The sequence below is a fragment of the Liquorilactobacillus sicerae genome, assembly GCF_029916425.1.
GTDB classification, from domain to species: domain Bacteria; phylum Bacillota; class Bacilli; order Lactobacillales; family Lactobacillaceae; genus Liquorilactobacillus; species Liquorilactobacillus sicerae.
Window position 1 is genome coordinate 118,008 of the sequence record NZ_JAHAVQ010000005.1, and the last position, 14,458, is coordinate 132,465.

A 14,458-nucleotide genomic window follows, 5' to 3' on the forward strand; every position below is an offset into this window, starting at 1 on the left:
AGACTTTATCATCATTTTGTTACTAAATTATCTGATTTTCCCTGTTGACAAACAGCTTTGGCACTATTTAAAGCAATCAAAACCATATTTTCCACCGCTGGTTTTGTATAAAAAGCAATATGCGGTGTAATCAAGACATTGGGCTGAACTAACAACTCAGCTAAAATCGGGTCATCAAATGGCTGTGAGCGTAAATCATGATTGAAAATTGAATTTTCATTTTCATAAGTGTCTAACGCTGCACCAGCGACTCGATGATTTTTAAGTGCTGCCAATAACGCTTTAGTATCAATCAAAGCGCCACGAGCTGTATTGACAATATAAACCCCTTGTTTCATTTGTGCAAAAGCTTTTTCGCCCAATAAATAATGATCTTGTGCAGTTGCTGGTAAATGTAATGTAATTACATCTGCTTGCTGGAACAAATCAGCTAATGTTGGCACATAAATTCCTTGAGATTTCAGCTTCGGATCAGGATATAAATCATAGGCAATTACTTGAGCATTAAATCCTTGATAGATCTTGATTGCTGCTTTGCCAATCCGACCAGTTCCAATTACACCAACCGTTTTGCTGCATAATTCTTCACCGATATAAGGTGCCCAGCGAAAGTCATGCGCGGCGACTTTTTGACGAAAAATCGTGGTTTGCCGCAAAAGCTGCAATAATTGCGTTACTGAAAACTCAGCAATAGCATTTGGTGAATAAGCTGGGACATTAGTAACCAAAATTTGATTAGCTTGAGCTGCCTTTAAATCAAGATTGTCAACTCCAACATTTCTGACTGAAAGAACTTTGATTCCATGTTTTTTAAAGAATTCAAACATTCCAGCTGGATAAGCTCTAGTCTGTAAAGCTAATACCCCATCATAACCCTTTACTTTTTCTAAGGCTTGATCATCAAGTACCCCTGAATCTAAAGTGACCTTAATATTATTTTCTCTTTCCCAAGCTAGAAAATAAGTTTTTTCATCGTCACGAACGTCAAAAGCAATAAACTTCATTTTAAAGATCCTCCTCAAATTAAATATCGTTCGTGTAATCTGACAATTATATTTTAACCCCATGCGTACGTAAAAAGGAAATTTTTGCCGACCGTTTTTGATGCTTAAAGGCATATTCAGCTTTAAGTGCCGCCGATTTTTCACTAAAGGCTTCAAAATAAATAATTTTGACTGGTCGACGTTTTTGAGGTCGGGTATATTTTGCCCCCTTGCCCAAGTTATGAGTACGCTCACGTTGTTTCAAATTTGTGGTGAATCCACCATATAAGGTTCGATCAGCACAATAAAGAACGTAAAAGTAATATTTTTTTCTATTATTCTCCATGGAGTATTTGCCTAACTGTTGTTGAATATTGGTTATTTTGACCATATACAATTAAGGGCGGTAAAAATCTCATCCCTTGCTGGCTACCATTTTTGATAGCTTCAATTAAAATCATGTTAGCAGGCCGATCAGCCTTAGGATAAACTAGGCGTACCTGATTGACTGCCATTTGAGCCTGACCTAGCAAAGCCAAAATCTCGCTAAATCTGTCGGGACGATGAATTAAAAAAAACTTTCCTTTCATTTTTAAAAGCTGACTGCTGATATTTATTACTTGAGCTAAGTTGATTTTAATTTCGTGCCGCGCAATTGCTAAATACTGATTAGGATTTTTTTTGCTCGTTTTTAAATCAGGAAAATATGGTGGATTGCAAACAACAGTATCAACGGAATCTTTTGCCACTGAAGCAAAAATCTGCTTTGCATCTAGATTTAAAACTGACATTTGTTTTTGCAATCCATTTAGTAAAATACTACGCTGTGCCATGTCAGCCAAGCGCGGTTGAATTTCAACTTCAATGATCTGAGCAGCCGTTTTATGAGCGATAAACAATCCTACTGCCCCATTGCCGGCACATAAATCAACGATCCGGCGATCAGCACGTTTAGCTGGACGGCAAAAATCAGCTATTAAAACTGCATCTAAAGAAAAGGAAAAGACTTCCGGACTTTGAATGACTTGCACACCATGTGCAGTTAATTGATCGATTCGCTCATTACTATTTAAATTTGGTTTTGAATTCATTTATTTCGATCCTTTATGAATAACTTGCAACATTTTTTAAAATTAGGCATACTAATAACTGAAAATCAATATTAGAAAGGAACTAAAAATCGTGTTTTATTCTTTTATTCGGGTCGTTGCTCGCTTGATTGTTTGGATCATTAACGGCAATGCCCATTACTTAAATAAGAAAAATCTGCCTCAGGGTAATTATATCTTAGTTGGTCCACATCGTGCCTGGTTTGATATGATTTATTTTGCTTTGGGTGCCAGTCCAAAGCAATTTTCTTTTATGGCTAAAAAAGAACTGTTTACAAATCCTATCCTGCGCTTCATCTTAGTTCATGCCAATGCTTTTGCTGTAGACCGTGAAAATCCAGGACCTTCAGCAATAAAAATTCCAGTTCGTTGGTTAAAAAAAAGGGATCTTTCGTTGATTATGTTCCCATCTGGCACACGCCATTCGCAAGAAATGAAAGGTGGCGTGGTCTTAATTGCTAAATTAGCTGGCGTACCGATTATTCCAGCCGTTTACCAAGGGCCAGTAACTTTTAAGCATTTAATGACCCGCAAAAAAGTCACCGTTAATTTTGGTCAGCCAATTTATGTTGATCGCAAAGCTCGGATCAATGAAGAATTCGAAAAGAAAGTTATTTCTCAGTTGCAGTCTGCCTTCCAACAACTTGACGATCAAATTGATCCGAATTATAGCTATGTAGATCCTAAAAGTCTTAAGCAAAAATAATTAACGAATTAACTTATAATTTCAAAAACAAAGAGACTGAGGCAAAATTATCGTTTTGTCCCAGCCTCTTTGTTAAGATTATTTTTTTTTGGCACTTTGGGCTTTCATCGCATTTACCATCTGATGTAATTTTCGTTCTGAAGGTTTTTGACCCATTTGCAACATCATAGTTTTTAACATGTTTTCATTAATTGGGGGATTCTTCTTCAAGTAATTTTCCATATATTTTCTGGCTGCGAAAAAACCGCCCACAAAACCTAAGACCAAAGCTAAAATAATCAATAAAATCCATACGCCTGTCGACATGACAATAGCTCCTTTCGAATGACCTCAAAACTAATTTTACACAAAAGATTCACAAAAATAAAGACAAAATTAGCTAATCGTCTCGTAATCCCCGCTGCTTTTGGATCTCACGAACTTTGCGGGAGGTTACTTCTTTGCCATTTTTATCAAAAACTCGCATCATTTCAACATTACTCCGAAATGTTTGTCGAAAAAGAGCTAAGTAAGTTTCACGTAAGCTTTGTTGCTCGGCTAACTCATCAGCTGTTAAACCCACCGATTTTTGTTTGTGTGCCAACTGATTGATTCGGTTAATTAATTTGCTTGGTATTTTTGCTGCCATATCGTTACCTCATTTTTATTAATTTCACTTAATCATCTTAACCGAAATCAGCCTCTTTTTCAAACTTAACGAACGTTTGTTTGCTAATTAAAAAACGTTATGCTAAGATAAAAATAGAGAATTTATTGGAGTGGCAGAAAATGACAAAAACATCAGAAAAAAAACAACTAGCGATTTTACGTTTTATTTATGATCGAGTAAATGCACAGGGCTATCCACCAACTGTTAGAGAAATTTGTGAGGCAGTTCAGCTATCCTCGACTTCAACTGTTCACGGCCATTTGAGTCGACTAGAAAAAAAGGGCTACTTGCAAAAAGATGCCACAAAGCCACGAGCAATCGAATTGACCAAGGCTGGTTTAGAAATGATTGGCATTAAAATCCATGCAAAAAAAATACCTGTTGTTGGCACGGTGACAGCTGGCTCGCCAATTTTAGCAGTTGAAGAAACAAATGAATTTTTCCCCTTGCCGCCCGAATTTGACTCAGCTGATGATTTATTTATGCTAACAATTCGGGGAGAAAGCATGATCAACGTTGGCATTTTAAATGGCGACCAAGTAATTGTCCGAAAACAAAGATCAGCGGATAACGGTGATATCGTGATCGCCATGACTGAAGACAATGAGGCAACTTGCAAACGATTTTTTAAAGAAACCAATCATATCCGCTTGCAACCAGAAAATGACACCATGGCTCCAATTATTTTAAATAATGTTTTAATTCTTGGCAAAGTAATCGGGCTCTACCGTAATTTTGTTTCATAGAAAAACAGATTTTCTAACAGTAATTGTCTAGAAAATCTGTTTTTTAGTCTTGCTTTAATTTATCAGCTAAGGTAATCAATTCTTGGGCATGTTCAATAGCAGATGACGTAATCTGACTGCCGGCTACCATTCGCGCCAGTTCTGCAACTCGTTGCTTGCGGTTTAACTTTGTGACAGTTGTTTGTGTGCGGCCATTTCCCACTACTTTTTTTACAAGTAAATGATGATCACCGACTGCGGCAACTTGTGGTAAATGAGTGATACACAAAACTTGCGAATGTTGTGCCAATTGCAAAATTTTCTCAGCAATCGCCTGCGCAACTCGACCGCTAACCCCGGTATCAACTTCATCAAAAATGATACTGGTAATATTCTGTTGCGTAGCAAAAATTGTTTTCAAAGCCAGCATGATTCTTGACATTTCTCCGCCAGAAGCAATTTTTGCCAATGGACCCATTCTTTCTCCTGGATTAGTTTGAATGTAAAACTCCACCCGATCGCGGCCACTAAGATTTAATTGATCAACAGAACCAAAGCGCACCTGAAAAACTGTTTTGCTCATATAAAGGGCTGCCAGCTGTTGATGGACTTTTGCTTCAAGTTTAACTGCTGCTTGCTGGCGAATTCGCGATAAATCTCGGGCTAGTTTTTCTGCTGCCTGTCGCAAATCAACAACTTGTTTTTCCAATTCATCACCACTTGATTCAGTCGTTTGCATTTGTTGCAGTTCAGTTTTTATCTTTTGATAATATGCTGAGACTTCAGCTAAAGTACTGCCGTATTTATGTTCTAATTGATGAATCAACTCTAATCGTTCATTGACTTGATCCAAACGATCCTCATCCCACTCTAGCAGATCATTTTGGCTTGAAAGATCATGACTGATATCTTGCAACAAATAAAACGCATTAGTGACATCAGTTGAAATTTTTTTTAATTGTGGTGAAAATTGCTCAATTTGCTCCATCTGTTGCATAACTGTTCCCACCTGATCAATCAAAGCGACCGGCTCGCCATTCAATAACTGGTAACTTTGGGCTAAAGTTTGCTGGATCAACTGAAAGTTTTCAAGCTTTTCTTTTTCTTGCACCAGCTGTTGTTCTTCATTTTTTTTCAAGTTGGCGCTTTCAATTTCGTTAACTTGAAATTTCAACATATCTAAACGTTGAACCCAACTTTGTTCATTTTGTTTGCGTTGTTGCAAATAGGCAGCCTTTTTGTGGAAAAGTTCAAAAGCCGTTTGATACTTATCTTTTACTGGTTGAATTTGCGGATCAAATTGGTCGAGAAGTTTCAAATGGTTCTCAACTTGTAACAAGCTCTGTTGTTCATTTTGACCATGAATATCAATTAATAATTGCCCAACTTGACGCAAAACCGTTCTTGTAACTAAGGTACCATTAATTCGACAGGTTCCATGCCCACTGCGTGAATATTCACGCTGTAAGATCAGATTGCCTTCATCCCAATTAATGCCGAGTGAGTGCAAAAAGCCTTGCTCAGCCGACGCTAATGGCAAGTCAAACAAGCCTTGTAAAATAAATTTATTAGCCCCTTTGCGAATAAACTCTTGTGATGCTCGACCGCCCGCCAATAAACCTAAAGCATCAATGACAATTGATTTTCCCGCTCCAGTTTCGCCGGTAATGACTGTCATTTTAGCCTGAAAAGTAATGTCAATTTGCTCAATAATGGCAAAGTCTTTAATTATCAATTCTCGCAGCATCTAATCATTCCCCTAAAATTTCAACTGACCATTTCTAACAGTAATCTTTGAACTTCTTTGGCTGCCGGTGGATCCTGAGCAATCACTAGAACTGTATCATCATCGCCCAAAGAACCAAAAATTTCTTTAACCTTCAATTGATCAATCAAACTAGCGACTGCAGGACCATTGCCCGGCAATAATTTAATCAAGAAAAAAGATTCATGTAATCTTGAAGATAAATACGCATCATGCAAAGTCTTCTTCAACTTTTTCTCAGCGTTTAATTTTTTTTCAGCTGGCAAACTATATTGATAGCCGCCATTTGGAGCCGGTAATTTTACTAATTGCAATTCCTTAACATCACGTGAAACTGTTGCTTGAGTAACCTTAATCGCTTGCTCTTGCAGCAATTTTACAATATCTTCTTGCCGATCAATACTATACTGTTGAATTAACTTTCTGATTGCTTTTTGTCTTTCAAGTTTTCGCATTAATTTCACCGTTCCCTAAATAATATTCATTCATATAATATTATATTTTGGATAATTATACAAAGGAAAAACTTGGCTATAACCAATTTAAATTAAATTTTGCCAAGCAGCGGCCACAACTTGATCAATATCAACAGTAGCTGATTCTTCTCCCGCTTGATTGCTAGTCTTTAAATAAATCAAAAACTCAATATTCCCTTCACCGCCCTTGATTGGTGAAAAATCTAAGCCACAAACATCATAATTTTCCTGGATAGCCAAAGTAATTATCGCCTGCAAGACCTCACGATGAATCTGAGGATCACGAATAATTCCATGTTTACCAACTTTATCTTTGCCAGCTTCAAATTGTGGCTTGATCAAGGCAACTACTGAGCTGTCAACTGGTAAAATTGAATGTAAATTCGGCAAAATCAATGCTAGCGAGATAAAAGAAACATCAATTGTTGCAAAGGTCGGTTGGCCACTGGTAAAATCACTCGGCTGACTATAGCGAAAATTTGTCTGCTCCATGACAACGACACGCGGATCTTGACGCAATTTCCAAATTAATTGATTTGTCCCAACATCTAATGCATAACTTAGCTTAGCCCCATTTTGCAACATCACATCAGTAAATCCACCAGTTGAAGCTCCAATATCTAAAACAGTTTGGTCTTTAACGCTTAAATTAAAGACTTGTAAAGCTTTAGCTAATTTAAAACCTCCGCGACTAACATATGGCATTTTATTTCCCTTAAAGTGCAATTCTGTTGTCGGATCGATCTTCATTCCTGGTTTATCAAGTCGTTCTTCATTTTTTCCAAGAATCTCGCCAGCCATGACCGCCCGCTTAGCCTGTTCACGACTCGCAAATAATCCTTGCTTAACTAAGAGAACGTCGATTCGCTCTTTTTTCATTGTTTTTCCTTCTTTGAAAAATAAGTTAATAATCCTTGCAAAAGACTGCAATCCACTCCCGCTTGTGACAAAGTTTCCAACGAATTTGCAGCTTGATCAACAGCTGCGGCCAAAGCGATCCAACTTTGGGAAATTCCAAGCAAGCTAGGATAAGTATTTTTATGCTCGCTTTGATCTTTATGAACCCTTTTGCCCATTTCAGCTGTCGTACTGAGTTCATCCATTAAATCATCATAAATTTGAAAAGCCAAACCAAAATTTCGCCCATAATTTTCAATGGCTGCTCTTTGCTCCGACTTAATGCTAGCTAAAACAGCTCCTGCCTGACAAGCATACAAAATTAAGGCACCCGTTTTTTGTTGATGGAGTTTCTTCAATTGTCTCAAATTTAAGTGCTGTTTTTCTCCCAGAACATCCCTCATTTGACCGCTAACCATTCCTGAAACACCAGCGGCATGGGCTAATAAGCCTACTAACTCACTAATTTTCTTTGAACTCAAGCTAGTCTGAGTCAACCATTCAAAAGCTGTTGTTAATAAACCATCACCAGCTAAAACTGCTGTTGCTTGACCAAATTTTTTATGATTGGTCAAAACTCCACGCCTCAAATCATCATTATCCATTTCAGGCAGATCGTCATGAATTAAAGAGTAAGTATGCAACAACTCCAAGCTCCCGGCTACATCTAGAACTGCTTGATCGATCTTGCGACCAAAACTTTGGCAAACTGCCAAAATTAACATTGGACGAATTCGCTTACCGCCTGCCATAGCCGAATAAGTCATAGCTTTTAATAAATACGGTTGAGCAGTTAGGTTTTGTAAATATTCACCTAAATGTTGTTCAAGCAATGGCCGATACCTTTTTTCAAATTGGAGCACTTTTTGATCATTCATCGGCATGATCCCGCTCAAAATCTTTTTGATCACCATTTTCATCAACAACTTGTGTCAAAGTTTTTTCGGCATTTTCAAGTTGTTGCTGGAGTTGGCGACTTAGCTTGACTCCGTTTTGAAATTGAACTAAAGCTTTCTCCAATGGTGTCTGCCCTTTTTCTAATTCAACAACGATTTTCTCCAATTCGTTAAGCTTATCCTCAAATGTTTGTTTCTCAGCCATTTTTATCCTGCTCCTTAATCTTAATTGCTTTTGCGGTAACTGTTCCATCCTTAAGATGCAAATCAAAATTTTGATTAGGTTTCAAATCAGCAACCGAATTGACAACTTGATCAGCAATAACTGCATACCCATACCCACGAGCTAATATTTTTAAAGGACTCAAAGCATTCAACTGTGCAATTAACTGCCCAGTTTGCTGCTGCCGCGTCTTTAAATAATCTCGACCGTTTTTCTGTAAATTTTTTTGTAGAAAAATTAATTGACGCTGTTTTAAATGCAACTGTTCCAGAGGACTGACGTTAAATAAATGTTGTTTTAAAGTTATCAGTTTCCTTTCTTTAGTTACTAAAAGATGGTCGACTTGTTGTTGAAGTCGTTGATTCAATAAATCGATCCGCTGAAAATAGCCTTCATATAATCGGCCAGGTTGCAGAAAAATGGCAGCTTGACGCAAGCTGGTTAATTGCTGCTGCTTTGAATGCAATAAGCTGTGAAAGGCCTGGATCAAGCGCAGCCGCTGTTGCTTGATCTTTAATAATTCATCATTTAAAACTGGTACTGCCAACTCTGCAGCTGCTGTTGGTGTTGCCGCCCGCATATCTGCCACATAATCCGTCAAGGTCGTATCAGTTTCATGACCAACTGATGAGATAACTGGTAGCTTGCAGGCAGCTAGTGCTCGCACAACCTGCTCTTCGTTAAATGGCCAAAGATCCTCAATTGAACCGCCACCACGGCCAATAATTAAAACATCAAAATCAACCTGTTCAACCTGGTGAATTCGTGCCACTAATTCACCAGCCGCTTCTTGCCCTTGAACCTGAGCAGGAAACAAATACAACTTAGCAATTGGATAACGCCTACGAACAGTAGTCATAATATCTTTAATGACTGCTCCCGAACGACTAGTGATCACTGCAATTTTTTTAGGAAAATGCGGCAACTTTTTCTTTGGCTGCGAGAACAAACCTTCAGTTGCCAACTTTTTCTTTAACTGCTCGTAAGCTTGATATAATGCACCAACACCGGCTGGCTCCATTTGTTCAACATAAATCTGATAACTGCCACTAGCCGGATAAAGTGAGATGCGGCCAACTAAAATGACCTTCATTCCTTCTTCAGGTTTAAATTTAAGTCTGGTAAAAGCGGACCGAAACATGACGGCATTAATTTTGGCTTGTTCATCTTTCAAACTGAAATATTGATGAGCATTGGGCCGAAAACGATAATTTGAAACTTCACCAGTCAAGTAAACTCGACCCAGGTAAGGATCCGCATCGAACTTTCTTTTTAAATAGCCAGTCAATTCACTGACCGTCAAATATTGTTTTTCCTGTTTCATTTTTTCTGTTTACTCCATTTGGCAAACTCAACCGTTTGTTTCATTAACATTGCAATTGTCATTGGCCCAACTCCGCCAGGGACAGGTGTCAAATAACCAGCAATTGGTGCAACTTCAGTCTGTGCAACATCACCAACTAACTTGCCGGCAGCATTTCGATTGATTCCCACATCGATGACAATTGCTCCAGGTTTAACATCTTTTGCTTGAATGAAATTAGCCCGGCCAACTGCTGCTACTAAAACATCGGCTTGGCGCGTAATTTCGCTCAAATTTTTTGTGTGACTATGTGCAACTGTTACGGTTGCGCTTTGATTAAGCATCAAAGCAGCTAACGGTCGACCAACAATTTTGCTACGACCAACGATCACAACATTTTTCCCATCAACTGAAATTCCATATGACTTTAACAAATACATAATACCATTTGGAGTACAAGGAATAGCATAAGGATCATTGACAAATAAACGTCCTAAATTATAAGGGTGAAAGCCATCGACATCTTTTTTCGGTGAAATTGCTTTCGTTATTCGATCAGCATTAATTTGATCCGGTAAGGGTAACTGAACTAAAATACCATTTATCGTTGAGTCATTGTTTAAAGAAGCAATTTTTTCTAATAGCTCTGCCTCACTGATATCTTTTGATAAACGCAAGTCCAATGATTCAAGCCCAATTTTTTCAGCCATTCGATGTTTGTTTCGAACATAAACTCGACTTGCCTGATTGTCACCAACAAGGATCACCGCAAGCTTAGGGACAATTCCTTGACTTTTAAGACTGCTGATATCTGCTTGTAAATCATTGGCTAACTTAATTGACAGCTTTTTCCCATCTAATTTAACCGCCATTTTTTCCACATCCTTAAACTTTCATATTAGATTATATTTTAACATAATTTTTCATTAACCAAGATTCGAAATCAGAAAAAAAAGCTGGCATTGCCAGCTAAAAATAATTAATTTGAGACAATCAAATTCGATAAAATTCCATTAATAAATCGGCGTGATTTTTCATCGCTAAACTTTTTAGCCAATTCAATTGCTTCATTGACGGCTACCTTATCCGGTGTTTCAGTTATAAACTTAATCTCAAAAACGGCAATTTGCATAATTACCAAATCTGTCTTGTTTAATCGCTCTAGCGACCAACCTTGCTTTAAAAAAGCAATAATTACCTGATTGATCTCCAGCAAGTTTTTTTGAACGCCTTCAATCAGTAAATTTAAATATGCAGGCATTTCAGCGGGCATATCCTTGTTTGCTTGATGAAGCTGTTGATATAACTCAGCAGAATCAGTCAACGAGTTGCTCTCCCAAGCAAACAAAATCTGAAATGCGACTTGACGCATTTCACTTCGTTTCATAATCACTTTTTTTCACCATTTTCTTCTGCAAACAAATCATCAGGATCAACTGCTGCAGTTTGTTTTTCTGGAACTACTCCCTGCACATAAACATCCACCGATGACAGCTTTAATCCTGTCATAAACAAAAGCTGTTGTTTGACTTTTTCTTGAATTTCTAAAGCTACCTTAGGCACTGCAACGCCATAATTCAAAAAAACATAGACCTCAGCACGTAGATTCTCACCATCACGAGAAATTTTTACACCTTTTCCTCGATTCTTCCGGCCAAACAATTCATTCAAACTATTTGCCAATGACCCGCGCATTGAATAAACACCATCAACTTGACTGGCGGCAATCCCTGCGATCACTTCAACAACCTCTGGAGCAATTTCAATTGTACCAGTTTGCGAATCACTATTTGCTAAAATGATATTACTATCCTCTGCCATTGAACTTTCCTCCCAGTTTATATCTACCTTAAAAAAACCAGCTTAGTTACAGATAAAAATGTCTTACGCCAAAAAATTTTTTTAACTAGGATCATGACTTATCCGCTTAAATACTTTTGACTTTGACAAATTATGCATTAAGCCCGTGAAACATAGCTGCCATCTTGAGTATTAATTGTCAAGACATCACCTTCGTTAACAAAAAATGGAACTTGTACGATCAAACCTGTTTCCAATTTAGCTGGTTTTGAACCACCAGAAGCCGTATCACCCTTAATTCCGGGTTCAGTTTCAACAACTTCAAGATCAACCGTATTTGGCAAATCGATTCCTAAGGTTTCATTTTCATGCATAATAATATTAACGATCATATTTTCCTTCAAATAATTCAGTTCGTTTTTAATTCGTTCTTGAGGCAATTCAAGTTGTTCATATGTGGTTGTGTCCATAAAAACATAATTCGTCCCATCCGCATACAAATATTGCATCTTGCGATTATCAATCTGCGCCTGTTCAACCTTCTCACCTGCCCGGAAGGTTTTTTCCTGAACAGCTCCAGTTCTTAAGTTCTTTAATTTTGAACGCACAAAAGCTGAACCTTTGCCTGGTTTAACATGTTGAAATTCCACGACCCGCCAAAGTTCACCATCAACTTCAATTGTCAGTCCATTTTTAAATTCATTTACCGAAATCATGCCTGATCCTCCTAAAAATCACTTTTCCATTATATTAAAATATCCCGAAAAGCTCATATACATTTTATAATAGCAGTTTAACTGCAGAAAATGCAAGCTTCTTTAATTATAATTCGTGGTATTGACGATCAAAATCAGTTAAAACTTCATACCCTGTCTCAGTGACTAGGACATCATCCTCAATTCTAATACCTCCAACTCCTGGAACATAAACACCTGGCTCAATCGTAACTATCTGTCCGGGAAATAATTGATCCGTAAAACGGAGACCAACATTTGGCAACTCATGAATTGCCAAACCGATTCCATGTCCCATTCCATGATTGAAATATTTTCCATAACCAGCTTGAGTAATGATTCCACGACCAATTTTATCTAGTTGGCTGCCCATTATTCCGGGAGCAACTGCTTGAATTGTTGCCTGCTGAGCCTTCAATACTAGTTGATATAACTCACGAAATTTAGTTGTTTGCGGACCAACAGCAAAAGTTCGGGTAACGTCAGAGGTATAGCCGTGGTAAAAATAGCCAAAATCCAAAGTCACCATCGTATTTTGACCAATTAATTGGTCAGAAGCCGTAGCATGTGGCCAAGTAGAGTGCTCTCCACTAGCAACAATCGTCGTAAATGATTTCCCACTAGCTCCCTGTTTGAGCATAAAACTATCAAGATAGTGGCTCAAATCTAACTCGGTTAAAGCAGCCGAATTTTTTTTTACTAAATCTAAAACGGCTAGGTAACCGCTACCAGCAATTTGACATGAACGTTTTAATGTTTGAACCTCAGCTGGTTCTTTAATTGACCGCAATTGCTCAATTACTTGTGTAACAGCAGCTAAATCGCCAGGAAAGTTTTCATCTAAAAAGTCATAGCTAGCATAACTCAGACTATCTTCAAAAGCTAATGCAGTTAGGTCAAGCTTTTGGGCTAGCTGACAAACCCCTTGTAAGTAATTGCGGGTTAAGCATAATTTCCAGTTAGGACATTCTTGGTGAATCTGCCTTTCAAAACGCCAATCGGTAATTAAATATTGTTCATCGGCAGTAATTAACAAAACACCATCGTCACCACTAAAACCACTTAAATAAAACCGATTAGTTGGTTCCGTCACTAAAAAACAGTCAAAATGCATTTCTTTAATCTTTTTTTGTAATAAGCTAGTTCGTTCTTGAAACATTTTTTCCTCCAAACTAAAAAAACCAACATAAAACAAACTGTCTTATGTCGGCTTAAATTATAAATTATTCGGCAACTGGATAAACGGAAACTTGCTTTTTATCGCGTCCCTTGCGTTCAAAACGAACAACTCCGTTAACTTTCGCAAATAACGTATCGTCGCCGCCCATACCTACATTCATACCCGGGTAAATTCTTGTTCCACGCTGGCGATAAAGAATCGAACCACTTGTTACGACCTCACCATCAGCACTCTTGGCTCCAAGTCGCTTAGACTCAGAATCACGTCCATTAGCGGTTGAGCCACCACCCTTTTTATGAGCGAAAAACTGTAAATTCATAATCATCAGAATTCACCTCCTGTTTTAATGACTAACTAACTTTCAAATATTTTTTGTAAGTTGCCGCAATATCTAACAATCCAAGCCTGAGACTTGCCAATAAAAGCTGGACTGCATCCTGATCGATTTCTGCGACCGTTACATCAAGGTACCCACCATTAGCTTCATCTTGTTGAATTTCTAAATGTGCATTAGTCAATTGCTGTAAACTATTGACTGTATTGATTGACAATGCGGAAACAGCTGCACAAACAATATCTTCACCATAAATACCTGATCCAGCATGTCCTCTCAAAGCAAATCCACTAATTTTCTGTCCTTGATACTTAAATGCTGCTTTAATCATAATCTAACCAGCGATTGTTAAGCATTGATTTCATCAATAACAACTTTGGTATACGGTTGACGATGACCTTGTTTGGTATGTTGATGCTTCTTTGGTTTATACTTATAAGTAACAACTTTTCGACCACGGCCTTGTTTTTCAACCGTTCCAGTAACCGTCGCACCTTCAATGAAGGGTTTACCAACGACCGTTTTTTCCTCGCCACCTACTAAAACTACTTGGTCAAAAGTAACTTTTTCTCCAGCAGCTTGTGACAACTTTTCAACATAAATGGCTTGACCTGCTTCAACTTTAAGTTGTTTACCACCTGTTTTAACGATTGCGTACATTTTGTTGCACCTCCTTAT

General features: G+C 37.9%; 21 protein-coding genes and 1 other annotated feature (1 of these 22 running past the window's edge). Of the genes, 2 read left to right on the plus strand and 19 right to left on the minus strand.

Features of this window, described 5'->3' with window-relative positions:
• Window positions 1-11: 11 nt before the first annotated feature.
• From KH893_RS04965 to KH893_RS04975, 3 genes are read right to left on the minus strand one after another with little or no spacing between them, the layout of a single operon-like run.
• A complete protein-coding gene (locus KH893_RS04965) occupies window positions 12-1,004 on the minus strand; it encodes a D-2-hydroxyacid dehydrogenase (protein ID WP_281165044.1) in 993 nt (330 codons plus the stop codon).
• A gap of 46 nt (window positions 1,005-1,050) precedes the next feature.
• Window positions 1,051-1,329, minus strand: coding sequence for a GIY-YIG nuclease family protein (locus tag KH893_RS04970; protein WP_281165045.1), 279 nt, complete (start codon window positions 1,327-1,329; stop codon window positions 1,051-1,053).
• The gene (locus tag KH893_RS04975; RefSeq protein ID WP_281165046.1) at window positions 1,319-2,074 is read right to left on the minus strand and encodes a tRNA1(Val) (adenine(37)-N6)-methyltransferase; all 756 of its coding nucleotides are present in this window, start codon (window positions 2,072-2,074) and stop codon (window positions 1,319-1,321) included. Before KH893_RS04975 ends, KH893_RS04970 begins: the two co-directional genes overlap by 11 nt.
• 91 nt (window positions 2,075-2,165) lie before the next feature.
• On the opposite strand from KH893_RS04975, the gene KH893_RS04980 reads away from it, so the two are divergent.
• Entirely contained in the window at window positions 2,166-2,798 is a 633-nt protein-coding gene (locus KH893_RS04980) for a lysophospholipid acyltransferase family protein (RefSeq protein ID WP_281165047.1), read from the plus strand.
• Window positions 2,799-2,876: 78 nt separating this feature from the next.
• Here KH893_RS04980 and KH893_RS04985 read toward each other — a convergent pair whose 3' ends face one another.
• Together KH893_RS04985 and KH893_RS04990 are read right to left on the minus strand one after the other, a co-directional pair.
• Window positions 2,877-3,104 (minus strand): YneF family protein, encoded by a 228-nt coding sequence (locus KH893_RS04985; protein ID WP_281165048.1) that lies wholly within the window; start codon window positions 3,102-3,104, stop codon window positions 2,877-2,879.
• 73 nt (window positions 3,105-3,177) lie between these two features.
• Window positions 3,178-3,426, minus strand: coding sequence for a DUF896 domain-containing protein (locus tag KH893_RS04990; protein WP_281165049.1), 249 nt, complete (start codon window positions 3,424-3,426; stop codon window positions 3,178-3,180).
• A 140-nt stretch (window positions 3,427-3,566) separates the two neighbouring features.
• Between KH893_RS04990 and lexA the strand changes: the two genes are divergently transcribed.
• Window positions 3,567-4,193, plus strand: a complete 627-nt coding sequence (gene lexA, locus KH893_RS04995; RefSeq protein WP_281165050.1) for a transcriptional repressor LexA — start codon at window positions 3,567-3,569, stop codon at window positions 4,191-4,193.
• A 43-nt stretch (window positions 4,194-4,236) separates the two neighbouring features.
• Here the strand turns inward: lexA and recN are convergent, their stop codons facing one another.
• The 14 genes from recN to rplU form a co-directional block, all read right to left on the minus strand.
• Window positions 4,237-5,919: a DNA repair protein RecN gene (recN, locus tag KH893_RS05000; protein WP_281165051.1), complete on the minus strand. Its 1,683-nt coding sequence runs from the start codon at window positions 5,917-5,919 to the stop codon at window positions 4,237-4,239.
• A 20-nt stretch (window positions 5,920-5,939) separates the two neighbouring features.
• Window positions 5,940-6,392, minus strand: coding sequence for an arginine repressor (locus KH893_RS05005; protein WP_281165052.1), 453 nt, complete (start codon window positions 6,390-6,392; stop codon window positions 5,940-5,942).
• An 87-nt stretch (window positions 6,393-6,479) separates the two neighbouring features.
• Window positions 6,480-7,292: a TlyA family RNA methyltransferase gene (locus tag KH893_RS05010; protein WP_281165053.1), complete on the minus strand. Its 813-nt coding sequence runs from the start codon at window positions 7,290-7,292 to the stop codon at window positions 6,480-6,482.
• Entirely contained in the window at window positions 7,289-8,188 is a 900-nt protein-coding gene (locus tag KH893_RS05015) for a polyprenyl synthetase family protein (RefSeq protein WP_281165054.1), read from the minus strand. Before KH893_RS05015 ends, KH893_RS05010 begins: the two co-directional genes overlap by 4 nt.
• Complete coding sequence (locus KH893_RS05020) at window positions 8,181-8,411, minus strand: exodeoxyribonuclease VII small subunit (RefSeq protein ID WP_281165055.1); 231 nt, start codon at window positions 8,409-8,411, stop codon at window positions 8,181-8,183. The genes KH893_RS05015 and KH893_RS05020 overlap by 8 nt, the downstream gene beginning before the upstream one ends.
• A complete protein-coding gene (xseA, locus tag KH893_RS05025) occupies window positions 8,404-9,753 on the minus strand; it encodes an exodeoxyribonuclease VII large subunit (RefSeq protein WP_281165056.1) in 1,350 nt (449 codons plus the stop codon). The genes KH893_RS05020 and xseA overlap by 8 nt, the downstream gene beginning before the upstream one ends.
• The gene (gene folD / locus KH893_RS05030; protein WP_281165057.1) at window positions 9,750-10,604 is read right to left on the minus strand and encodes a bifunctional methylenetetrahydrofolate dehydrogenase/methenyltetrahydrofolate cyclohydrolase FolD; all 855 of its coding nucleotides are present in this window, start codon (window positions 10,602-10,604) and stop codon (window positions 9,750-9,752) included. The genes xseA and folD overlap by 4 nt, the downstream gene beginning before the upstream one ends.
• 107 nt (window positions 10,605-10,711) lie before the next feature.
• Window positions 10,712-11,119, minus strand: a complete 408-nt coding sequence (nusB, locus tag KH893_RS05035; protein WP_281165058.1) for a transcription antitermination factor NusB — start codon at window positions 11,117-11,119, stop codon at window positions 10,712-10,714.
• Between the two features lie 2 nt (window positions 11,120-11,121).
• A complete protein-coding gene (locus KH893_RS05040) occupies window positions 11,122-11,553 on the minus strand; it encodes an Asp23/Gls24 family envelope stress response protein (RefSeq protein ID WP_281165059.1) in 432 nt (143 codons plus the stop codon).
• Between the two features lie 137 nt (window positions 11,554-11,690).
• Complete coding sequence (gene efp / locus KH893_RS05045; protein WP_281165060.1) at window positions 11,691-12,248, minus strand: elongation factor P; 558 nt, start codon at window positions 12,246-12,248, stop codon at window positions 11,691-11,693.
• A gap of 106 nt (window positions 12,249-12,354) precedes the next feature.
• Window positions 12,355-13,425, minus strand: coding sequence for a M24 family metallopeptidase (locus tag KH893_RS05050; protein WP_281165061.1), 1,071 nt, complete (start codon window positions 13,423-13,425; stop codon window positions 12,355-12,357).
• Window positions 13,426-13,489: 64 nt separating this feature from the next.
• Window positions 13,490-13,777: a 50S ribosomal protein L27 gene (gene rpmA, locus KH893_RS05055; protein ID WP_281165088.1), complete on the minus strand. Its 288-nt coding sequence runs from the start codon at window positions 13,775-13,777 to the stop codon at window positions 13,490-13,492.
• 19 nt (window positions 13,778-13,796) lie between these two features.
• A complete protein-coding gene (locus tag KH893_RS05060; protein WP_281165062.1) occupies window positions 13,797-14,111 on the minus strand; it encodes a ribosomal-processing cysteine protease Prp in 315 nt (104 codons plus the stop codon).
• 17 nt (window positions 14,112-14,128) lie between these two features.
• Window positions 14,129-14,440, minus strand: coding sequence for a 50S ribosomal protein L21 (gene rplU, locus KH893_RS05065; protein WP_281165063.1), 312 nt, complete (start codon window positions 14,438-14,440; stop codon window positions 14,129-14,131).
• Between the two features lie 15 nt (window positions 14,441-14,455).
• Window positions 14,456-14,458 (minus strand) — a sequence feature (ribosomal protein L21 leader region); it runs 76 nt beyond the window's last position.

Excerpts from the sequence above, each read along its gene's own strand:
- KH893_RS04965 (WP_281165044.1), bottom strand. The coding sequence starts at position 1,004 with ATGAAGTTTATTGCTTTTGACGTTCGTGACGATGAAAAAACTTATTTT.
- KH893_RS04970 (WP_281165045.1), bottom strand. The coding sequence starts at position 1,329 with ATGGAGAATAATAGAAAAAAATATTACTTTTACGTTCTTTATTGTGCT.
- KH893_RS04975 (WP_281165046.1), bottom strand. The coding sequence starts at position 2,074 with ATGAATTCAAAACCAAATTTAAATAGTAATGAGCGAATCGATCAATTA.
- KH893_RS04985 (WP_281165048.1), bottom strand. The coding sequence starts at position 3,104 with ATGTCGACAGGCGTATGGATTTTATTGATTATTTTAGCTTTGGTCTTA.
- KH893_RS04990 (WP_281165049.1), bottom strand. The coding sequence starts at position 3,426 with ATGGCAGCAAAAATACCAAGCAAATTAATTAACCGAATCAATCAGTTG.
- lexA (WP_281165050.1), top strand. The coding sequence starts at position 3,567 with ATGACAAAAACATCAGAAAAAAAACAACTAGCGATTTTACGTTTTATT.
- recN (WP_281165051.1), bottom strand. The coding sequence starts at position 5,919 with ATGCTGCGAGAATTGATAATTAAAGACTTTGCCATTATTGAGCAAATT.
- KH893_RS05005 (WP_281165052.1), bottom strand. The coding sequence starts at position 6,392 with ATGCGAAAACTTGAAAGACAAAAAGCAATCAGAAAGTTAATTCAACAG.
- KH893_RS05010 (WP_281165053.1), bottom strand. The coding sequence starts at position 7,292 with ATGAAAAAAGAGCGAATCGACGTTCTCTTAGTTAAGCAAGGATTATTT.
- KH893_RS05015 (WP_281165054.1), bottom strand. The coding sequence starts at position 8,188 with ATGAATGATCAAAAAGTGCTCCAATTTGAAAAAAGGTATCGGCCATTG.
- KH893_RS05020 (WP_281165055.1), bottom strand. The coding sequence starts at position 8,411 with ATGGCTGAGAAACAAACATTTGAGGATAAGCTTAACGAATTGGAGAAA.
- xseA (WP_281165056.1), bottom strand. The coding sequence starts at position 9,753 with ATGAAACAGGAAAAACAATATTTGACGGTCAGTGAATTGACTGGCTAT.
- folD (WP_281165057.1), bottom strand. The coding sequence starts at position 10,604 with ATGGCGGTTAAATTAGATGGGAAAAAGCTGTCAATTAAGTTAGCCAAT.
- nusB (WP_281165058.1), bottom strand. The coding sequence starts at position 11,119 with ATGAAACGAAGTGAAATGCGTCAAGTCGCATTTCAGATTTTGTTTGCT.
- KH893_RS05040 (WP_281165059.1), bottom strand. The coding sequence starts at position 11,553 with ATGGCAGAGGATAGTAATATCATTTTAGCAAATAGTGATTCGCAAACT.
- efp (WP_281165060.1), bottom strand. The coding sequence starts at position 12,248 with ATGATTTCGGTAAATGAATTTAAAAATGGACTGACAATTGAAGTTGAT.
- KH893_RS05050 (WP_281165061.1), bottom strand. The coding sequence starts at position 13,425 with ATGTTTCAAGAACGAACTAGCTTATTACAAAAAAAGATTAAAGAAATG.
- KH893_RS05060 (WP_281165062.1), bottom strand. The coding sequence starts at position 14,111 with ATGATTAAAGCAGCATTTAAGTATCAAGGACAGAAAATTAGTGGATTT.
- rplU (WP_281165063.1), bottom strand. The coding sequence starts at position 14,440 with ATGTACGCAATCGTTAAAACAGGTGGTAAACAACTTAAAGTTGAAGCA.